At 44.3% G+C, this 17,994-nt stretch carries 15 protein-coding genes; 2 read left to right on the plus strand and 13 right to left on the minus strand.

Annotation, left to right across the window (positions count from 1 at the left end):
- Nucleotides 1-48 precede the first annotated feature (48 nt).
- Nucleotides 49-2,655, plus strand: a complete 2,607-nt coding sequence (locus EYO12_01750) for a lamin tail domain-containing protein (protein HIA91823.1) — start codon at nt 49-51, stop codon at nt 2,653-2,655.
- Nucleotides 2,656-2,703: 48 nt separating this feature from the next.
- Here the strand turns inward: EYO12_01750 and dnaE are convergent, their stop codons facing one another.
- The 10 genes from dnaE to uvrB all read right to left on the minus strand — a co-directional run bounded on the left by dnaE (nt 2,704) and on the right by uvrB (nt 13,844).
- On the minus strand, nt 2,704-6,327 hold the full coding sequence (gene dnaE, locus EYO12_01755) for a DNA polymerase III subunit alpha (GenBank protein ID HIA91824.1): 3,624 nt from the start codon (nt 6,325-6,327) through the stop codon (nt 2,704-2,706).
- Between the two features lie 45 nt (nt 6,328-6,372).
- Complete coding sequence (locus EYO12_01760) at nt 6,373-6,654, minus strand: hypothetical protein (GenBank protein ID HIA91825.1); 282 nt, start codon at nt 6,652-6,654, stop codon at nt 6,373-6,375.
- Nucleotides 6,655-7,056 carry a YtxH domain-containing protein gene (locus EYO12_01765; GenBank protein ID HIA91826.1) on the minus strand — a complete coding sequence of 134 codons (402 nt, stop codon included), beginning with the start codon at nt 7,054-7,056 and terminating at the stop codon, nt 6,655-6,657.
- A gap of 2 nt (nt 7,057-7,058) precedes the next feature.
- Nucleotides 7,059-7,331: a hypothetical protein gene (locus EYO12_01770; protein ID HIA91827.1), complete on the minus strand. Its 273-nt coding sequence runs from the start codon at nt 7,329-7,331 to the stop codon at nt 7,059-7,061.
- 36 nt (nt 7,332-7,367) lie between these two features.
- Nucleotides 7,368-8,819 carry an Asp-tRNA(Asn)/Glu-tRNA(Gln) amidotransferase subunit GatB gene (gatB, locus tag EYO12_01775; protein ID HIA91828.1) on the minus strand — a complete coding sequence of 484 codons (1,452 nt, stop codon included), beginning with the start codon at nt 8,817-8,819 and terminating at the stop codon, nt 7,368-7,370.
- A complete protein-coding gene (gene gatA / locus EYO12_01780) occupies nt 8,816-10,231 on the minus strand; it encodes an Asp-tRNA(Asn)/Glu-tRNA(Gln) amidotransferase subunit GatA (GenBank protein ID HIA91829.1) in 1,416 nt (471 codons plus the stop codon). The genes gatB and gatA overlap by 4 nt, the downstream gene beginning before the upstream one ends.
- Before the next feature lie 2 nt (nt 10,232-10,233).
- Nucleotides 10,234-10,527 (minus strand): Asp-tRNA(Asn)/Glu-tRNA(Gln) amidotransferase subunit GatC, encoded by a 294-nt coding sequence (gene gatC / locus EYO12_01785; GenBank protein HIA91830.1) that lies wholly within the window; start codon nt 10,525-10,527, stop codon nt 10,234-10,236.
- Nucleotides 10,528-10,655: 128 nt separating this feature from the next.
- A complete protein-coding gene (locus tag EYO12_01790) occupies nt 10,656-11,249 on the minus strand; it encodes a hypothetical protein (GenBank protein ID HIA91831.1) in 594 nt (197 codons plus the stop codon).
- The gene (locus EYO12_01795; GenBank protein HIA91832.1) at nt 11,249-11,839 is read right to left on the minus strand and encodes a hypothetical protein; all 591 of its coding nucleotides are present in this window, start codon (nt 11,837-11,839) and stop codon (nt 11,249-11,251) included. The genes EYO12_01790 and EYO12_01795 overlap by 1 nt, the downstream gene beginning before the upstream one ends.
- A gap of 49 nt (nt 11,840-11,888) precedes the next feature.
- Nucleotides 11,889-13,844, minus strand: a complete 1,956-nt coding sequence (uvrB, locus tag EYO12_01800) for an excinuclease ABC subunit UvrB (protein ID HIA91833.1) — start codon at nt 13,842-13,844, stop codon at nt 11,889-11,891.
- Between the two features lie 83 nt (nt 13,845-13,927).
- Here uvrB and EYO12_01805 point away from each other — a divergent pair, with 83 nt between their 5' ends.
- Nucleotides 13,928-14,317, plus strand: coding sequence for a hypothetical protein (locus tag EYO12_01805; GenBank protein HIA91834.1), 390 nt, complete (start codon nt 13,928-13,930; stop codon nt 14,315-14,317).
- Between the two features lie 12 nt (nt 14,318-14,329).
- Here the strand turns inward: EYO12_01805 and EYO12_01810 are convergent, their stop codons facing one another.
- Genes EYO12_01810 through EYO12_01820 form a run of 3 tightly spaced genes read right to left on the minus strand, consistent with a single transcriptional unit; the run spans nt 14,330 to nt 17,160 of the window.
- Nucleotides 14,330-14,881: a hypothetical protein gene (locus EYO12_01810; protein ID HIA91835.1), complete on the minus strand. Its 552-nt coding sequence runs from the start codon at nt 14,879-14,881 to the stop codon at nt 14,330-14,332.
- The gene (locus tag EYO12_01815; protein ID HIA91836.1) at nt 14,881-16,149 is read right to left on the minus strand and encodes a hypothetical protein; all 1,269 of its coding nucleotides are present in this window, start codon (nt 16,147-16,149) and stop codon (nt 14,881-14,883) included. Before EYO12_01815 ends, EYO12_01810 begins: the two co-directional genes overlap by 1 nt.
- Before the next feature lie 48 nt (nt 16,150-16,197).
- Nucleotides 16,198-17,160, minus strand: coding sequence for a carbohydrate kinase family protein (locus EYO12_01820; GenBank protein ID HIA91837.1), 963 nt, complete (start codon nt 17,158-17,160; stop codon nt 16,198-16,200).
- Nucleotides 17,161-17,994 lie beyond the last annotated feature (834 nt).

The raw sequence follows: 17,994 nt of genomic DNA on the forward strand, positions 1-17,994 counted from the left end.
TTGGCTATATACAGGGTGGCGGTAATTCTATTATTTAAGGAGGTAGGTATGACTGGACAGTTTGCTGACCAGCTACAAAAAACAAAGACACGTTTTATAACATTTACGCAATTAACGGCTGCTTTTCTGCTGGCGTTTAGTTGGGTTTCATTAATTCCAGCTGATGTTTGGGCAGCACCCGGTGATGTCCGCGTAAGCGAGTTTATGGCGAACTCAGCAACCATTAGTGACGGTAATGGTGAATGGATTGAATTAAAAAACAATCTCGATACACCTATAGATCTCACTGGCTGGACATTGACTGAACAAGACGGAGGCAGCTTTGCGTTATCTGGAACGATACCAGCTAATGACTACTTCGTTGTATGTCGAGGAACCACTTCAACAGCAGCGGTTAGTTGTGACTTAGAAAACAGCTTACTTCAACTAAATAACGCTCGTGGTGACACAATTACGCTTCTAAATGGTGCTACTGAAATAGATCAGGTTACATTTACCGGTACTGATTCTGCTACCGGAAACACTGAGCCAGGCCAATCAGCTGTAGTACACGAAGACGGAACAATCGTTAATGACACCATCAATCAATACGAAGCCACAGGACCAAACTTTGGCACAGCTGGCGCAGCGAGCGATCTTCTTGACCCTGTTGTAAACATTGACGACCCAATCGCTGGCACTACGGTGTACAACGAATTTACTGTAAGCGGTACAGCTACAGACCCAGACAGCGGTATTGAACGAGTTGCAATTCGCTTCTTTGCAGAAGGCACAGCAGGTGGAGGATCACCAGTTCGCACCTTTAACGTGTACCCATCTACTGACGATTTTACTATTCAAATTAATGACGGCGTGAACGACGTTCCAGTAGGTACGTACGACATCGTAGCCCGTGCCCACGACAATGCTGGAAACGCAAAGTCCGATACAGTAACCCCAGTTACGATTGCTACCGATAGCCTAGAACCAGTTTCAAGCTGGGATGATGGCACTGGTGAAGTCTACATTAACGACGACCAACCAACCTTGAATGGCGAAGCCACCGATGACTTATCTGGTATTAGCCTGGTTGAATTCAGAATCGAAGATGCCGACGATGCAACCAATGTAATTCAAGACTGGACCGCAGCAACTGCTACCGATGGATCGTTCGATAATGAACTTACCGAAGAATTCTCGGCTACTCCAAGCGGCACGCTTGCCGACGGTTCATACCGATTCCTGGCACGAGCAACTGACGGTGGAAACAATGTTGAATCGACCGCGATTATTGTTACTATTGTCAACACTCAAGCTCCTGTGGTTACAATTAGCAGCCCAGCCGACGGCGAAGCCGTAAACGGTACTGTCGACGTCGTAGCCAGCATTACCGACGACAATATGTTTACCTATTCAGCTGAGCTTAAAGACCTCTCAGGCACAGTCGTAGCAGGCCCAGGGCAGGTTCCTGCCAGTGGCGACTACACCCAAACAAGCTTTACTGACCAAACGGTGTTTAGCTTTGACAGCACACTACTTGCAGATGGCTACTACGACATCGAAATTGAAGCTGAAGATCAAGCAACCAATGAAGATGCTGACTCAGTTCGAATTTTCGTAGACAACACCGCGCCAGAAACCTACGAAGAGCTATTCTCCCCACTTGACGACAGTATCTGGACTTCACCGATTTGTATTGCCGGTTTCACTGCCGACAACCATGAGCTAAGTCATATCAATATCTACGCTCGTGAATCAGGCACTAGCGATGACTTTAGTTTTGTTAAAGAAGCTGCAGTGCACAGCGAGGAAATCCCAGAAGAATGTGAAGCTGTAGTTGATGAAATTCTAGAAATGCTCACCTCCGAAGACGCCGAACCAGTGGATGCTAGCGCAGTCGACTCAGTAGATGAAATCGAATTGGATGATTACGATATTTCATTCTGGTTCGCTGTATGGAATCCACTAACTGAAGCACCTTTCTATGTTGGTGAAGAAGTGTTTGACTTCAAAGTTGCCGGCGTCGACACTGCCGGAAATGAAGAATCAAGCGCCTTTGCAAATAACGTTGTGTGGGACAAACAAGCCCCAAGCGTAAACGCTGGGCCTGATCTTGAAGAATGTGTTCCATTCGTACGAACTGGCCAAGCAAGCGACAATGGCAGTGGCCTACGATCTGTTCAATGGAGCGTCGTAAGTGGCCCTGGTAACGTAGACTTTAGCAATGCTAACAGCCTAAGCACTACCATGGTTGCAGATACTGTTGGCGAGTATGTCATTCGCCTAACTGCTACCGACAACGTAGGCAATGTTAACTTCGACGACTTTGTCCTTAACTGGGTAGCAGTTCCTTCTGGATCATCTAGTGACGGCAATGGTCACGTTGTTTCAAGCAGCGCCGGAACCGGTAGTACAGGCCAAATCGTCACTGACGAAGCTGTAGACACCGACGGTGACGGCTTTAGTGACGCAGCCGAAGAAGCAGCTGGTACTGATCCTAACGACCCTAACAGCAACCCTGACAACCCAGACGGTAGCACCGACAACAACGACGGTGAAGAAGATGTTTTGTCTGACACAGACGACGACTTTAACGTGCTGTGGTTGCTCGCTCTTGCAGGTATTGTTGGTATTCTCTACTTCTTGCTATCTCGCCGAGAAGAAGAAACCGAATAAAATAAAAATTAATTACTTAAACCGCCAGCTAACCACTGGCGGTTTTTTTTATTTGGCTATAACGTTTGCTGCACCGAACAAGCTGACAAGCTGCTGCAAAAAGTCATCTGAGTCTGCGTCAACCTTGAATGGAAGACGAACCGCTTGACGCGAATCTCTATCAATCACTACGATAATTTCGTTCTGTCCCTTGTAGTCGCCAACCAGACCGCGCAATTGCTTGAGCTCTTCGTCCGAATTGTCTGGGTTAGTTAGTTTAATAAATACTTTCTTTGCCGGCATGGTTTCAATTTGATCGTCTTTAATGGGCGTAGCCTTAGGTAAACGCTTTTTCTTGCCTGTTGCCGTATACGCATCAGCAGTTGCTTTATCGAGCTCAATTACCTCATCAACCAGTACTTTAAGTTCGCTGATGTTGCCGTTTCGATCTTTTGCATTAAATTTACCTTGAGCATGTATGACTGTGTCGGGCTGCCAAATCTCTTCGTTGCCCTCGTACGCACCGGGAAAAACAACCAGTTCAATTGAACCTGTTTTATCTTCAAGTCCTACAAAAGCCATTTTGCTACCCTTTTTGGTGGTTATCTCGCGAACGGTGGTAAGCACTCCGCCAACCGAAGCAGATTTGTTGTCGTGACCTTCATTCAGTTGCCCAAGCGGCATGGTTTGTTCGTCTAAGTATTTTTCAAATGGGTCGAGTGGGTGCGACGACAAATAGATCCCAAGCAGCTCTTTTTCCCATTGTAATTTCTCTGATTCAGCCACGTCAGAGGCAGGTGCATCGAGTTGCAGTACTGGATTAATTTCTGGAGCAAGGCTGCCACCGAACAAATCCTCTTGCCCACTGAGTGCTTCTTTGTGAAGTTTCTGAGAAAACGATAAAATTGTTTCCATATTTAAAAGCAACTTCCCTCGGCTTGGCTCTAGTTCGTCGAATGCACCGGCTTTAATAAGGCTTTCCCAAGCTTTTTTATTTACTATCCGTGGGCTTACTCGTGACGCAAAATCTTCTATAGAAGAAAACTTTCCATCTTGGCGGGCTCTAAGAATTTCTTCAACTGCGCCTCGTCCGACATTTTTAATAGCAGACATGCCATAGCGAATTTTTTTACTATTTGGTACTACTGCAAATTCCACGAATGACTCATTGACGTCAGGTGCAACAACCTCTAGCCCTAATTTTTTACATTCAGAAATTTCAATACTTAAGCGGTCGGTGTCATCAAAATCGCTTGTCATTAAAGCGGCCATAAATGCTGCTGGGTAGTGAGCCTTTAAGTAGGCCGTTTGGTACGCAATTAAGGCATAGCAGGCTGAGTGTGATTTATTAAAGGCGTAGTCGGCAAAACCCATTAAGTCGTCCCAAAACTTCACCATGATCGATCTATCGACACCGCCATGATCAACGCCACCGTCGATAAACTTCACCTTCATTTTCTCCATGACATCACGCTTTTTCTTACCAATCGCTTTACGCAAGGTATCGGCTTCGCCGCCTGTAAAGCCACAGACGTTCTTAGATATCTCCATAACTTGCTCTTGGTAGACTAGTACTCCAAAAGTGTTACCGAGTGTTTCTTTCATTTTTTCATGCGGAAACGAGACTTTTTCTTTGCCATTTTTTCGTTTTACAAACGAATCTGTTAGTCCAGCCGTAAGCGGACCGGGGCGATACAATGCTGCCATAGCAATAATGTCATCGAAGACGGTTGGTTTAAGCTGTTTGAGATAGCGCTTCATGCCGGCAGACTCTAATTGAAAAACCCCAGTTGTCATACCATTTCCAAGCAATTCATATGTCTTAATATCATCAAGTTCTAGCGTACTTATGTCTATGTCGGTGTTATAGACTTTGCGAATTATCCTAAGCGCGTTATTAATAATAGTCAGGTTTGATAACCCAAGAAAATCCATTTTCAGCAAACCTAGTTCTTCGACTGGGTTCATTGGATACTGCGTGGTAACAACTCCTTTTTGCGCCATTTCAAGCGGAGTGTAGTTTGTTATTTCATCTGGTGCGATGACTACACCAGCTGCATGCACACCGTGCGACCGAATCGTCCCTTCGAGCCGTATAGCCAAATCGATAATCCGTTTACTCTGTTGATTTGTCTCATATTCGGCTTTTAGTGAAGGGTCATCTTTAATAGAGACTTCCAGTGGGATATGTCTTCCTTGGATTGGCGGTGGCACCATTTTTGCAATTCGGTCAGCTTCGGCATATGGAATATTTAAAACACGAGCGACGTCTCGAATAGCGTTTCGCGCGGCCATCTTGCCAAAAGTAACAATATGAGCAACCCGATCTTGACCGTATTTATCAACACAATATTGAATAACCTCATCGCGGCGGTTGTCTTGAATGTCGATATCGATATCTGGCATCGATATACGATCAGGATTCAAAAAACGCTCAAACAGTAAGTCGTACTTTATTGGATCTAAATCAGTAATTTCCATGCCGTAGGCAACAATCGATCCAGCAGCGCTACCGCGTCCCGGCCCAAAAACTATACCTTGGTCTTTCCCCCAATATATAAAATCGGCGACAATTAAAAAGTACCCGTCAAAGCCCATATTACCGATAATCCCAAGTTCATATTCGGCTCGCTCTAGAATCTTCGGTTCAAGTAATTTTTTTGCTTCGGCAGTCTTAAGGGTTGCTGCTTTTGTTTTTTCAACACCCGCATACCGCCACGCTAAACCTTGGTACGTCTTTTGGTGGAGATATGATTTCTCGCTAAAACCTTTCGGTACATCAAATTTTGGAATTAATATATCGCCAAGTTTTATGGTTACATCACAGCGCTCAGCGAGCTTGGCAGTGTTTGTTATAGCGTCGGGTCGTAATTCACCCCAGCGTTCAATAATTTCTTTCGGGTCCTTTAGATGCAAATCAGTGTCTTTAAGGCTAAATCGATCTGGGTCATCTAAATTAGAACCCGTTTGAACACATAAAAGAATTTCATGAGCGTCTTGATCTTCTTTAAGCCGATAGTGAGCGTCGCCAGTAAGTACGAGAGGGGCGTTAAGCTTGTCAGCTAAAGCCATTACTTTGTCGTTAACTTTTTTTTGCTCGTCCCACTCTAAGCCGTGATCTTGGATTTCAAAATAAAATCGATCACCAAATACTTCTAAATACCATCGGGCAGCTTCTTCGGCCTTATCGTCTTGGTCATAGCGGAACATTTCGCCAATCTCACCACCGATACAACCACTGGTTGCAATAATACCCTCGTTATATTTTTTCAGAAGATCTCGATCAATTCTCGGCTTGTAATAATAGCCATCAAGATTAGCAATACTCGACAGTTTCATGAGGTTTCTGTAGCCAATATTGTTCATTGCAAACAGCAGCATGTGGTACCGGCTGCGATCTTTTTGTGGATCTTTGTCAGTGTGTTTACGATTCGCTACATAGGCTTCAATTCCAATAATCGGCTTAACGCCAATATCTTGAGCGGCCTTATAAAAATCTATTGTGCCAGACAAAGTACCATGGTCGGTAACAGCAACCGAATTCATACCCAGTTCTTTAACTCGCTGAACCATCGGTTTTATTTTTTGAAGTCCATCAAGTAATGAATGATGTGTATGATTATGTAAATGAACAAAATCGACCGGCTTAATGGTCGTTGAAGTAGATTTTTTTGAAGAAACAGATGCCGACATATTGCTTAATTTTATCACGCAAACCCTGTTCTCTGGGTTGTGAAATTAACGAACTGTCTGTGCGTCTTCTACCGTAGTTTGAATGTTCTCAAAGAACCTCCCAATCAGGGGTACTTCACTAAACAAACTCAAAATAAAAATGAGTAGTGCTAATAGGATAGTCGCTCCTAGCGCACTGCCCATGCCAAAAAATAATCCTCGCAAGAAATTTGTGGTAAACAAACGACGGCGGTTAGCATAGCCGTGTAGTACCACAGACTCCATTGAGCGTCCAATACGCTCGTAATCACTGGTTTTAATCTCTGGTTTTTGTTTTTGCGTGCTCACCTATTTTTTCTTTTCTGAAAGTTTCTCTTCAACTTCTTTCATAAAGCTCTTTGCTTTGTCAGCTAAACTGTCGGCTTCTTTTTCATCATCACCTTTAATGGTTTTTTCTACGGTGGCAATCATGTCTTCGGCTTTTTTCTTCCACTCGGTCCATTCTTCGCGTGACTTGCCGCGAGCTTTTTTATATTCTGCTTCAACCTTTTCGAATTGGGCTGTTAGGTCTTTTTCTATGTTCTCTAAATTAGTCTGAACGTCTTTCTTTAGTTCTTCGGCTTTTTTCTTAACGTCATCACGATTTTCTTTTGCACTCTTCGGTGCGAGGGCAAATACACCGGCTACCACACCAGCTATTGCTCCAAAAATCGCTCCAAATAATCCTGCTTTTTTAGTTTCTTTGCTCATAGTTATTTACTGCCTTTCTTCTTAGACTTAGTACTCTTTTTAATAAAATTGTTATAAAACGAACTTAGAATTGTAGTAATAGCGCTCGGCGTAGCAGCATTTTTCATAATTTTGCTGGCACGACTTAGATTGCTGACTGTTTCTTCCGCACTTTCAGCTACATGTTGGATTCTTTTGATAATTTTAAATACAACTATAGTCACTGTGATCATCATCACCAACAATACAAGTAAGACGACACTCAGTATGATTAATAAAATTTCTTCTGCTGACATAGCCTTATCATACTACGAACCACTGTATAGCTAAAGTTAAGACTGTAGTTTTTCTTTTAATAACTTGTTTACGATTTGTGGATTGGCTTTCCCTTTGGACTGTTTCATTACTTGGCCTACTAAGAAGCCGATAGCTTTCATTTCACCGTTCTTGACGTCCTCGGCAGCACTGGAATTGGCTGCAATAACAGAATCTACAATAGCTTCAATTGCCCCTTCGTCAGATTCTTGAATGAGTTTTTTGTCGGTTGCAATTGCCTCTGCGGGCGTAGTCGATGTAATTAATTCCAGTAACACTTCTTTAGCGCCAGTTGAGCTTAATTTGCCATCGGCGACCATTATCGCAAGCTGGTTGAGGTCGTCAGAGGTAAGAGTAAAGGTAGCCCAATCGAATTCACCGTCATTAACCACGGCCTGAACGTCGCTGGTTATCCAGTTCACGGCCTTTTTAATGTGCTTTTTATCGACAGCCAGCACTATGTCTACAAAACGCTTTTCCTCAAGCAGAATCGCAATTTGTTGGCTGTCAATGCCAAGCTTTTGCAGCTTAGTGCGAATATCGACTGGTAGCTGCGGCAATGTTTTCTTAACTGCCTGCACTTGGTCGCCAGTAATCTCAACTGGCGGAAGGTCTGGTTCGGGGAAATATCGATAGTCGTGAGCATTTTCCTTACTTCGTTGACTGGTGGTTATTTGTTTTGCGTCGTTCCAGCCACGTGTTTCTTGAACAACTTGCTTACCTTTTTCTAATAGTTCGATTTGTCGATCAATTTCATATAACGTTGCTCGCTCAATGCTTTTAAATGAGTTGAGGTTTTTAGTTTCGCTACGCGTGCCGAGCTCGGTTGAGCCAACTGGAGCAATACTCACATTCACGTCAAAGCGCATATTACCGTGGTACAAATCCGCTTCACTAACATCAGCGTATTTCATTGCAAGGAATAATTCGTGTGCATAGGCACGGGCTTCCGCCGCTGAATGCATGTCTGGCTTGCTAACTATTTCGAGTAACGGTGTCCCGGCTCGGTTCAAATCAACTAACGAAAAGTCGCTTCCCTCGGGGTGAGTAGACTTACCAGCGTCTTCCTCCATATGGGCACGCTCTATCTCTACCCGTTTTTGGCTACCATCCAACTGCGGCACATCCAACCAACCAGAGGTAATAATTGGTTTATCAAACTGGGTTATTTGGTAGCCTTTGGGTAGGTCAGGATAAAAATATTGTTTTCGATCAAACTTCATAAAACTGGCTATTTCACCGTTCATGGCCAGACCAGCTTTAATAGCGAGCTCTACTGCAAATTCATTAAGTACTGGTAATGTGCCTGGTAAACCAAAGCACAGTGGACTTACTAAGGTGTTGGGTTCTGCTTCTCGCGCTTCGTTACTAACTGGCGCAAACAATTTGGTTTTGGTTTTTAGCTGTACATGGCATTCGATTCCAATAGTCGGCACGTACTTTTTGCGGATGTCGTCGGTAATTATCATTCAGAAACTCCCTGTTCAACCTGCTTCGCCACACTCAGCACAACTGCGTCGTTGCGCTGAGCGCCAATCACATGAAGACCAACCGGCAGGCCGTTGACTGCTTTAATTGGCACCGATGCCGCTGGCAAACCAGCCAAACTTGGGCCTACGGTCATAATATCTACTAAATACATTGCTAAAGGATCTTCATTTTCGCCAATTTTAAAGGCCGGAGCCGGTGCGACTGGGCCAACAAGTACGTCGACATCTTTAAACGCCGTATTGTATTGCTCAATAATCAAGGTCCTAACTTGCTGAGCTTTCTTGTAATAGGCATCGTAATAGCCGCTCGACAACACATAATTGCCGATCATTATTCTGCGTTTAGCTTCCTTGCCAAAACCAACACTCCGCGACGAACGATATACGGCATCAAGGTCGCTTGCTTGCTGATTAGAATGGCCAAAGCGAATGCCATCATATCGCGACAAATTGGAACTAATTTCTGCCGGTACAATAGTGTAGTAACAGGCCAACACTGCGTCATTGATCGGCAGGTCAACCTCGGTAATTTCTGCACCGACGACTTTTAGGGCATCGACTGCTTCTTGTACAGACTGCTTAACAGCCTCGTCAACGCCTTCGGCTAAATGCTGTTTTATAACACCAACTTTTAGTGGTTTTGTTTCAAATTGAGTATACGATTTAGCTGAACGATCAATTGTGGTACTGTCACTGCTGTCTTTTCCGGCAATAATATCCAATACCAGTGCGCCGTCTTCGACGCTATTCGTTAGTGGTCCAATAGTGTCAGTAGAACTAGCCATGGCAATAACACCGTAGCGAGACACCAAGCCATAGGTTGGCTTGTGCCCAAAAACACCACTATAGCTAGCTGGCTGACGGATTGAACCACCAGTGTCGGTACCAAGCGCAAACGGCACAATACCAGCTGCAACAGAAGCTGCAGGGCCTCCTGACGATCCACCCGGAACTCGACTTTCATCGTGGGGGTTTTTAGTTATTTTAAAATCGCTATTTTCAGTAGATGACCCGTGAGCAAAGGCATCCATATTTGCCTTGGCAATAAGAATCGCACCTTCAGCTTCAAGCTTGCTGATTGCCGTGGATTGATACGGCGCTTCAAAGTTAGCCAAAATATTACTAGCGGCACGTGTTTTGCCAGCAAATGTTAAAAAGTTATCCTTAGCAACAAAGGGTACACCGGCTAATTTACCGCTAAAAGTTCCCTTCTCTACCTGCTGGTCTATGTCTTTTGCCCGTTCACGTGCGTAGTCGTCCAGTATTTCTAGTAAACTGTCGGTGCTGTCTTTATGGGCATACTCTAGTGCGCGTTCAACCAGCTGGGTGGCTGTTTGTTTTTTAGAAACAACATCGTCGCGTAAGTCCTGTATAGATTTCCACTGATCCATAATTATAAAACTCTCCGCACCTGAATATGACCATCTGCGTCTTTTGCGGGAACATTCTTAAGCAGTTCGGATTGCGCAGTTTGTTCAAGCGCAACCTCATCTGGTCTGAACACATTTACCAGCCCCGTTACTTGAGCTGTTGGCTCAACGCCGTCGGTATCGATTTCTTGCAATTTATCGACATAGCCTAAAATAGTTGAAAGTTCCGTTTTGTAGGTTTCGACTTCTTCGTCCGTTAAGTCTAGCTTACTTAAAGCTGCTACGTAGCGTACATCGTCGTTTGATATCTGACTCATGCTTAATTCAAGCTCTTTCCTTTAATTGCCTCATGAAAAACCCAACCATACAAAAAATTATACGGACTAGTGTTTAGGGGTGCTTACTAACTAGTATACAAATTGCTGATCGTATGTGCTAGATGAACTTACTGCAGCTGAGAATTAAGTTCTTCTAAAACAGCTGGGTCACTAAATAAATCTTCTAACTCACCGTAATCATCGCCAGCGCTTGGCGTTTCAAAGTCATATTCAAAGTTAAAATCATCGTAGCTGTCGCCGTAGTCGTAATAGCTTGAACCCCCAAAGGCTTGGTATTCAAAACATACACGGCCAGCTTCATGCTCATAAGGGTCGACAGAGTAATTAGTTGCGAACTCATAATCGCTAAAATCTGGTACGGCTAGTGGGTTAAAGATATTGCCAAAGTCGGCTTCTGGACTAGGCCGGTTAAACAAGGCACAGATCTGATAAGCCGAGCTGCTTATTCGTTGGTACTCTAGCTTAGCCTCCTCAACAGCCTTTTCATCGGTGCCATCAAGCACTATTTCGTCCGCAGTTTGTGGGAGTTCGTAGTCACTTGCATATACCGACTCTACCGCGTTGGATAGGGTTGTCACTGCTGCAGACGTTCGCTTGTCTTCAGCAGACTCACGGCGAACTGCCTGTGCGGTAAAGGTGTGGACTATAAGGAGTAAGACAACCGCCCCGGCGGCAAGTTGTGCAAAGTTCTTTGCCGTCATTATTCGCCCTTTCTTTCTTGATTGAACAAGAAGTTAAAGCTCGCGCCAATAACACCAAGCGTGTAGATTGATGTAACGATATCTTGCCAGTTTTCTGCCTTAAAATCCTGACCGTCACTGGCAATGCTCAGCAATATGTAAACCACTGCAAAACTTGCAAATAACAATGATATAAACCCAACAATCAAGCCTCGTTGCAAGGCTCGTTTTCTAGATGCGTCAGCTATAAGTGACGGCGAAATTTCTTCAGCTGCACGCAAACGGGTCCACAAATAAAAGAAGAACAGCCCGCTAACAATTGTTAGCGCCTCGAGTCCAGCCCATTCACTCAAGCCTCCAATAACAGAATTAGAGTCAAATAAATACGCGATGATGTCATTTCCGAGCAACACCGCTCCCAGCGTAAGGCCAACCAGCGACAATACCATAAACAAATATTCTAAGCCTCTGCTTGAATACACTCGTGCCACTGGCATCGGAACAACCGTACCTTTAGCGTCGACTCCTTTTAGTTTTTTAGCGTCCATTGTCGCTACGACAACCGGCGCTTCCTGTGTGTTAGTTTGCGTGGTTTTTTCAGCCTCAGCCATCTACCTACTCCTTTAGTTAATAGTATTATACCACTATTGTGGTTGTGTTTTAGTGCTTCTCAAGACCGCTAATTAAATCTCGTAGTTCAGCGGCTTTTTCGAATTCTAAGTTTTTAGCAGCTAAGTCCATTTGGTTTGTTAAGTCACGAATAAGATGAGGTATCTCACCCTTTGGTATTTTTCTAGGATCAAGCTTCTTTTTATCGCTATCAGGGATATCGGCACGCATACCCTTGTCGATATTTTTTTGGATTCCTTCTGGTGTTATTCCATGTTTTTTATTGTAGCTTTTTTGAATTTTACGTCGTCGATCAGTTTCGTCGATTGCAGCTTTCATCGACCGTGTAATGTTGTCGGCATACATAATAACTCGACCCTCAACGTGGCGAGCCGCGCGGCCAATTGTCTGGACCAACGCGCTTTCACTTCGCAAGAACCCTTCTTTATCAGCATCTAAAATACAGACTAACGATACCTCTGGTAAGTCCAAGCCTTCTCGCAGCAGGTTTATTCCTACTACAATGTCGTAGGTACCCATGCGCAGATCTCGTAATATATCACTGCGTTCTAAAGTATCGACTTCGCTGTGCAAGTAGGCCACTTTAAAATCAGACTCCTCTAAATATTCTGTTAAATCCTCTGCCATACGCTTGGTGAGGGTCGTAACCAGCAAACGATGGCCTTTTTCAATTGTCTCTCGCGCTTCGGCGATTAGATCATCAATCTGCCCTTCGGTTTTACGTATTTCAATCTCTGGGTCAATAAGACCAGTCGGGCGAATAACCTGCTGGGCGACGTGCGTGCTGCGACTTAGTTCGTAATCGCTCGGAGTAGCAGAAACATAAATCGCTTGATTTATGTGTCGTTCAAATTCGGTAAATGTTAAAGGTCGGTTGTCGAGCGCGCTTGGCAGCCTAAAGCCATGTTCAACTAATACTTCCTTACGAGCCCGATCGCCGTTATACATGCCGCGTACCTGAGGTATCGTCATGTGTGATTCATCAATCATTAGCAAGTAGTCGTCTGGGAAATAATCCAATAATGTTGCTGGCTGCTCGCCGGGTTCACGACTTGTCAAAAAACGTGAGTAGTTCTCAATGCCTTTGACGAAGCCTGTTTCTTCTAACATCTCAATATCAAAATTTGTGCGCTGCTCAAGCCGCTGGGCTTCAAGCAGTTTATTGTTCTTTTTAAAATGCTCTAGACGTTCATAAAGTTCGACCTTAATGTCTTCGATTGCCAATTTTATTTTATCGTGCGGTGTCACATAGTGGCTACTGGGATACACCGTATAGCTTTCAAGTTTTGCCTCTACTTCGCCAGTTAGTGGATTTATCTTGGTGATCGCTTCCATTTCGTCACCAAAAAATTCTAGCCTGTAAGCCGACTCTTCGCTGGCTGGGTACACATCAATAACATCACCGCGCACTCTGAATGTACCTCGCGCAAAATCTATGTCGTTACGAGTGTATTGAATATCGGTGAGTTGCCGTAAAAATTTATCGCGCTTTCTTTGTTCACCAACCGTAAGCTTAATAGACATGTCGCCATAACTTTCGACCGAACCAATACCATAAATACAGCTGACACTAGCAACAATAATCACATCTCGGCGGCTTAATAGACTAGAGGTGGCAGCATGCCGTAACCGATCAATTTCTTCATTGATTTGGCTGTCTTTTTCAATATAAACGTCTCTACCAGGCAAATAAGCTTCGGGTTGGTAGTAGTCGAAGTAACTAACAAAATAATGGACGGCGTTATTAGGAAAGAATCGTTTAAACTCACCGTAGAGCTGAGCAGCCAAGGTTTTATTGTGCGCTAAAACTAAGGTTGGTTTTTGTGTTTGTTCAATAACATTTGCCATAGTAAATGTCTTACCAGAACCGGTTACACCAAGGAGCGTCTGCTCTTTATCGCCTTTTTCTATTCGCGAAACCAAATCATATATAGCCTCGGGTTGGTCGCCAGTTGGTTTATAGTCGGTTTTTAATACTAAATTCATTGTACTAGTCTACCATTTACGCTGTGTTTTGGTTTTTTCAATACTTTATTATATAATTTTGAAATTAATGGAATCCACAGCATATGTTTGAACACCCTATCGGCAGCGATGAACTAGAAGCAGTTACAGAAGCAGCCAGCCATGCCCTAGCCGAAATTAGTGAAGGGACTCTCTATCTGCGCTCCGCAGCTGGAGAGCTCGGAGCGGCAATATATAGTGGGACTCTTGCTCAAACTGCAGTAGAGCAAACCAGACACTCACTCCGCGTCAGTCGGGCTGAACTTAGGCGCGCTGGTCAAGCCGCCCCAGAAGCCCCTATTGAATTCTTATTGAGTGCTGCTCTTAGGTTTTACTATGAAAAACGAGAACAAGACTCTGACACATTCTATGGCAAAAAACAACACCGAATACTTAACGCAAGAAGCACCAGTTCTTTTTTAAAGGCACTTGAGCATAGCCCTGTCTCCAGTTAGGGTGAGTTCGTACTAGGGCTTTCTAAGCATCTCTTCTACAGACCTCACCAACCTGACTGGGTCGGTATCAAAGACAACTCGGTGAGCGGCAAAATCTCGCATGCCAGCCGCACGCATAACATCATCAAATTCCTCGGTTGTACCGCCCGCACCAAGTAACACGCCACATGGTTTATGTTGTTCCATGGCTATTGTAAATTCATGCAGCGTCCCTAACCGTCCACCGATAAATATTACGGCGTCACTTGATGAAATAAGTAATACGTCACGACCAATATAGTGGAGTCCGGTGAACAGAATGACATCGTAGCTTTCGGTCGGTAGCCGGTATTTTTTGGTGTGGGCTAGTTTCGTGGCGGCTGGGCTAATCCCAACGCTAATTCCGCCGACACTTTTAGCTCCTTGTGCTGCTCTATCAGGCAATCCTACGGTAGCGCCGGTCATAATTTGGTGGCCAGCTTTAGCGATTGCAACCCCAGCGTCAAAGGCTATTGTGTGCCCTGTCTCGACAGTTTTCCCACCAGCAGCACCCGAAACACAGATTTGATATGTATTCTTAGTCATTACCCGTGTATTCCATCATGGCTATGGTCGGGCTTTAAGGTTTCTGGTGCAACCATGTCATTGTCGAGTTGAACGAGCACCTGATTTTTTAGAACATCTTCCCCCATGTAGCGAGAGAATATTTCATTCCAAAGCGATTCGCGCATATGGTAGACATAACGGTCGCCATAGCCTATTCCATTTGAGTAACCAAAAGAAACATCTGTAAGATTGAACGAATTTGGTTTATTGTCGTCCTCAAACCGTGCCACATAGTCCATATCGTGCCAAAATTCCATTTCTGGGTCCAAGCTGTATAAAAGTTCTTCGGCTTTGCGCCAGTGCAAGTCCTCAGGGTGAAGATGTGGCTGAAACGCTTCTGGGTGACTTTCGTCTTTTAATTTACCAAAATAGCGCTGAATTACTCGCCAGTGAATATTTTGGCCTGCCATTATTGCCGCATTACTTGGGTCGGCAATAAGTGTGTCTACAATTTCTTCGCCAAAATTAGGTTTAACCTGGCTTAATTTGAAAAAGCTTGAATACAGACGAATCTCGTTAATGTAGTGGTAGAGCAACGGCAGAGTTTTTAGAGTTATGCCGCGCATTTTTTCTTGTTTCATTGGTACTACAATAATTGTGCCAAGCTCTTTGGTGTGCGTTACATTATGCAATTTTTTCTTAGTGAACTTTTCTGCCATGCCTGCCCACTTGTCGTGGTCCATAATCACAATATTAATTTCGCGTTCTTCAAAATCACTTGGGGTAATCTTTTTAAATAGCTCGTTGTAATCATTAAGCCAATCACCGCCTTCGCTAAAACGAAGAGCGCTATAAATTTCGTCGAAATTTTCTTGCTTAAACATGCTGTCAATACTGCGGTAATTTAAATGCTCCATCATTTTTTTCGGTGGCATTTCTCGTAACATATCTTTGGCGACCGATCGTTTGAGCGCCCAGCAGGTTTTAAGGGTGTCTGTTTCTTCAGCGGTTTTAACTGCAGCATCTACCACTCCGCGAATATCGCTGTGATCTTTGGCACCAATGATTTTAGTAACACGTTCATTATCTTGCTCGACGCGGTTCATTAAAGCAGCGTAAAGCTCCGGTCCTGTGGTGTCGTCAGGGTCAAGCCCTAAGGTCCGTAGGGCAATCCGCACCTTCTCGTCGATCTCGGCAATCAACCGCACATCAACTGATTTTTCACCACTGGTTTTCTCAAGTTGCTTTAAAGCATGACTAAATAGTGGTTCTTCCGCATCTAAAAGTCGTGATAATTTTCGTGCCATGTTTGTTTCTCTTTTACTAACAAAACAATAACATTTTTTTGCTTATGCTTAAAGGGCTGATACGTCCAATGGCATGTCGTGGATATTCGCAGAATCTGTAAGAATTCCTTTTTTAGCTCCAATATGCTGAATCACAGATGTTGAGTTAGCTGAACCGCGGGTAATAGCTTCTTCTATTGAATGGCCTTTGATCAAAGCTGCCGTCATGCCGCTGCAAAAAGCGTCCCCTGCCCCTGTTCTATCAACAGCTTTTACATCTTCGTACATGCCAGCTTTTACAAATTTCTTGCCGTCGGTTGCATACGAACCATTAGGGCCGTCAGTTAAAATAACGTACTTAACGTAGCCAGCGATGGACCGCAATATAACCCTTGGTTTATCGCTTTTTACTAGCATCTGCCATTCTTCTTTATTCAGACTGATAAGATCAAGCTTAGGTAGCAATTTTTTTAAGATACCGACATGCTTTAATTCACCCTTACCTGGGTTAATCGCTATCTTAATTCCTTTTTTATGTGCTGTATTAACCAAGTATTCCAAGACCTCCATATTGCCAGCTAAACTACTAATATAGAGCCATTTTGCATTTAAATCAGACGGTCTAAAGTTTTCTTTTCGGTAGTGCGTTGAAGCGCCGCGGTACGTTAAAATTGTTCGCTCGCCGTTTGGCGCAAGTAATAAAACCGAATAACCAGTTGAATATTTTCTAGAGTAGGTTAAATGAGAAATATCAACACCTTCAGAAACTAGTCCTGTTTTAACTGCCGCGCCTGCTGGGTCGCTCGCAATTTTCCCCATAAAACAGCTGCTTAAGCCATTTCGCGCAAAGGTTACGGCCGCATTCGTGGCTCCGCCTCCTGTTGAAAATGTAATCCCGTCCACATCTAGTTTAGAGCCGAGAGGAAATTCAGCTACCCAGTTATTGCCTTCTTTTTGTGGAGCTAAGACCTTGCCTGATAAAAACACGTCCTGTACTGCAGCACCTACACTTACAACATCAAATTGTTTCATTTTATCAATCCACCCTGTTTTTTATTACTCTTATGCTTGCATAATTTTAAATAATTAACAATAATATCTTTACTTTGGTCTTTAACAATACATAGAAGATGGTCTAGGTAGAGCTGACGAGTCGTCGGTTGCATCTAGATTATCTTCTTAACCTGGTGAACTATTCTGTTGCCGCAGAATGAGACGTCATTAGTTTGATGGCTCCGACTCTTGGCACGCAGAGTTGTAGTTCACCTTTGCTGCGGAATAGATACCAACCACAAATGATCAAGATGGTCAGAGGTTGTGCATTCTACCTGTTTGACGCTAGGATTTCGGGTCAACACAGGACGATGAGACCGTCTCATCCCGCAGCTTAAATTTGGTGATTGGCATTCTGCCAGAAAACAGCAACCCCTCACGTGCTGCACTCTCAGCACGCGCTGTTTTTGACTGAATCATGCGTAACCGCACGATTTGGCGTCACCCGGCTGGACTCAGCGAACAGATTTAGCATCTCCCCCCCATGCTTCTTCTGTGCTGAGTTCAGCTAAACGTCTGGACCAGCTCGGCCACCCACCCCCTCTACCCGGGTTGGCCCAGACGATCGTCCTCCAGGGCATACGTTGATGTCGTCGCACATCGTGCCGCACTCGTACTGTCCTGGAGGACGACCAAACTTCCCACGGGGAGTCAGCTACCGCCGAGAGGGGGCCCTCGCGCGCTGCTGACTCCCCGCTGGGATGCAAAGATCAAGGAAATTTGGGGAAGAGGCCGCGGTTTTTTGGCAGCGAGAGGTTTTGAATGGCATTTGCTATTCAATCAAGATATCCACTCCCCTAAGACCACAAAAAC

This window comes from Candidatus Saccharibacteria bacterium, assembly GCA_012965045.1.
Classification (GTDB): domain Bacteria; phylum Patescibacteriota; class Saccharimonadia; order Saccharimonadales; family DTSZ01; genus DTSZ01.

Coding starts and splice junctions, on each gene's coding strand:
- EYO12_01810 (HIA91835.1), bottom strand. CDS start 14,881: ATGACTAAGAATACATATCAAATCTGTGTTTCGGGTGCTGCTGGTGGG.
- EYO12_01795 (HIA91832.1), bottom strand. CDS start 11,839: ATGGCTGAGGCTGAAAAAACCACGCAAACTAACACACAGGAAGCGCCG.
- gatC (HIA91830.1), bottom strand. CDS start 10,527: ATGAGTCAGATATCAAACGACGATGTACGCTACGTAGCAGCTTTAAGT.
- gatB (HIA91828.1), bottom strand. CDS start 8,819: ATGATAATTACCGACGACATCCGCAAAAAGTACGTGCCGACTATTGGA.
- EYO12_01820 (HIA91837.1), bottom strand. CDS start 17,160: ATGAAACAATTTGATGTTGTAAGTGTAGGTGCTGCAGTACAGGACGTG.
- dnaE (HIA91824.1), bottom strand. CDS start 6,327: ATGTCGGCATCTGTTTCTTCAAAAAAATCTACTTCAACGACCATTAAG.
- EYO12_01750 (HIA91823.1), top strand. CDS start 49: ATGACTGGACAGTTTGCTGACCAGCTACAAAAAACAAAGACACGTTTT.
- gatA (HIA91829.1), bottom strand. CDS start 10,231: ATGGATCAGTGGAAATCTATACAGGACTTACGCGACGATGTTGTTTCT.
- EYO12_01770 (HIA91827.1), bottom strand. CDS start 7,331: ATGTCAGCAGAAGAAATTTTATTAATCATACTGAGTGTCGTCTTACTT.
- uvrB (HIA91833.1), bottom strand. CDS start 13,844: ATGAATTTAGTATTAAAAACCGACTATAAACCAACTGGCGACCAACCC.
- EYO12_01815 (HIA91836.1), bottom strand. CDS start 16,149: ATGGCACGAAAATTATCACGACTTTTAGATGCGGAAGAACCACTATTT.
- EYO12_01790 (HIA91831.1), bottom strand. CDS start 11,249: ATGACGGCAAAGAACTTTGCACAACTTGCCGCCGGGGCGGTTGTCTTA.
- EYO12_01765 (HIA91826.1), bottom strand. CDS start 7,056: ATGAGCAAAGAAACTAAAAAAGCAGGATTATTTGGAGCGATTTTTGGA.
- EYO12_01805 (HIA91834.1), top strand. CDS start 13,928: ATGTTTGAACACCCTATCGGCAGCGATGAACTAGAAGCAGTTACAGAA.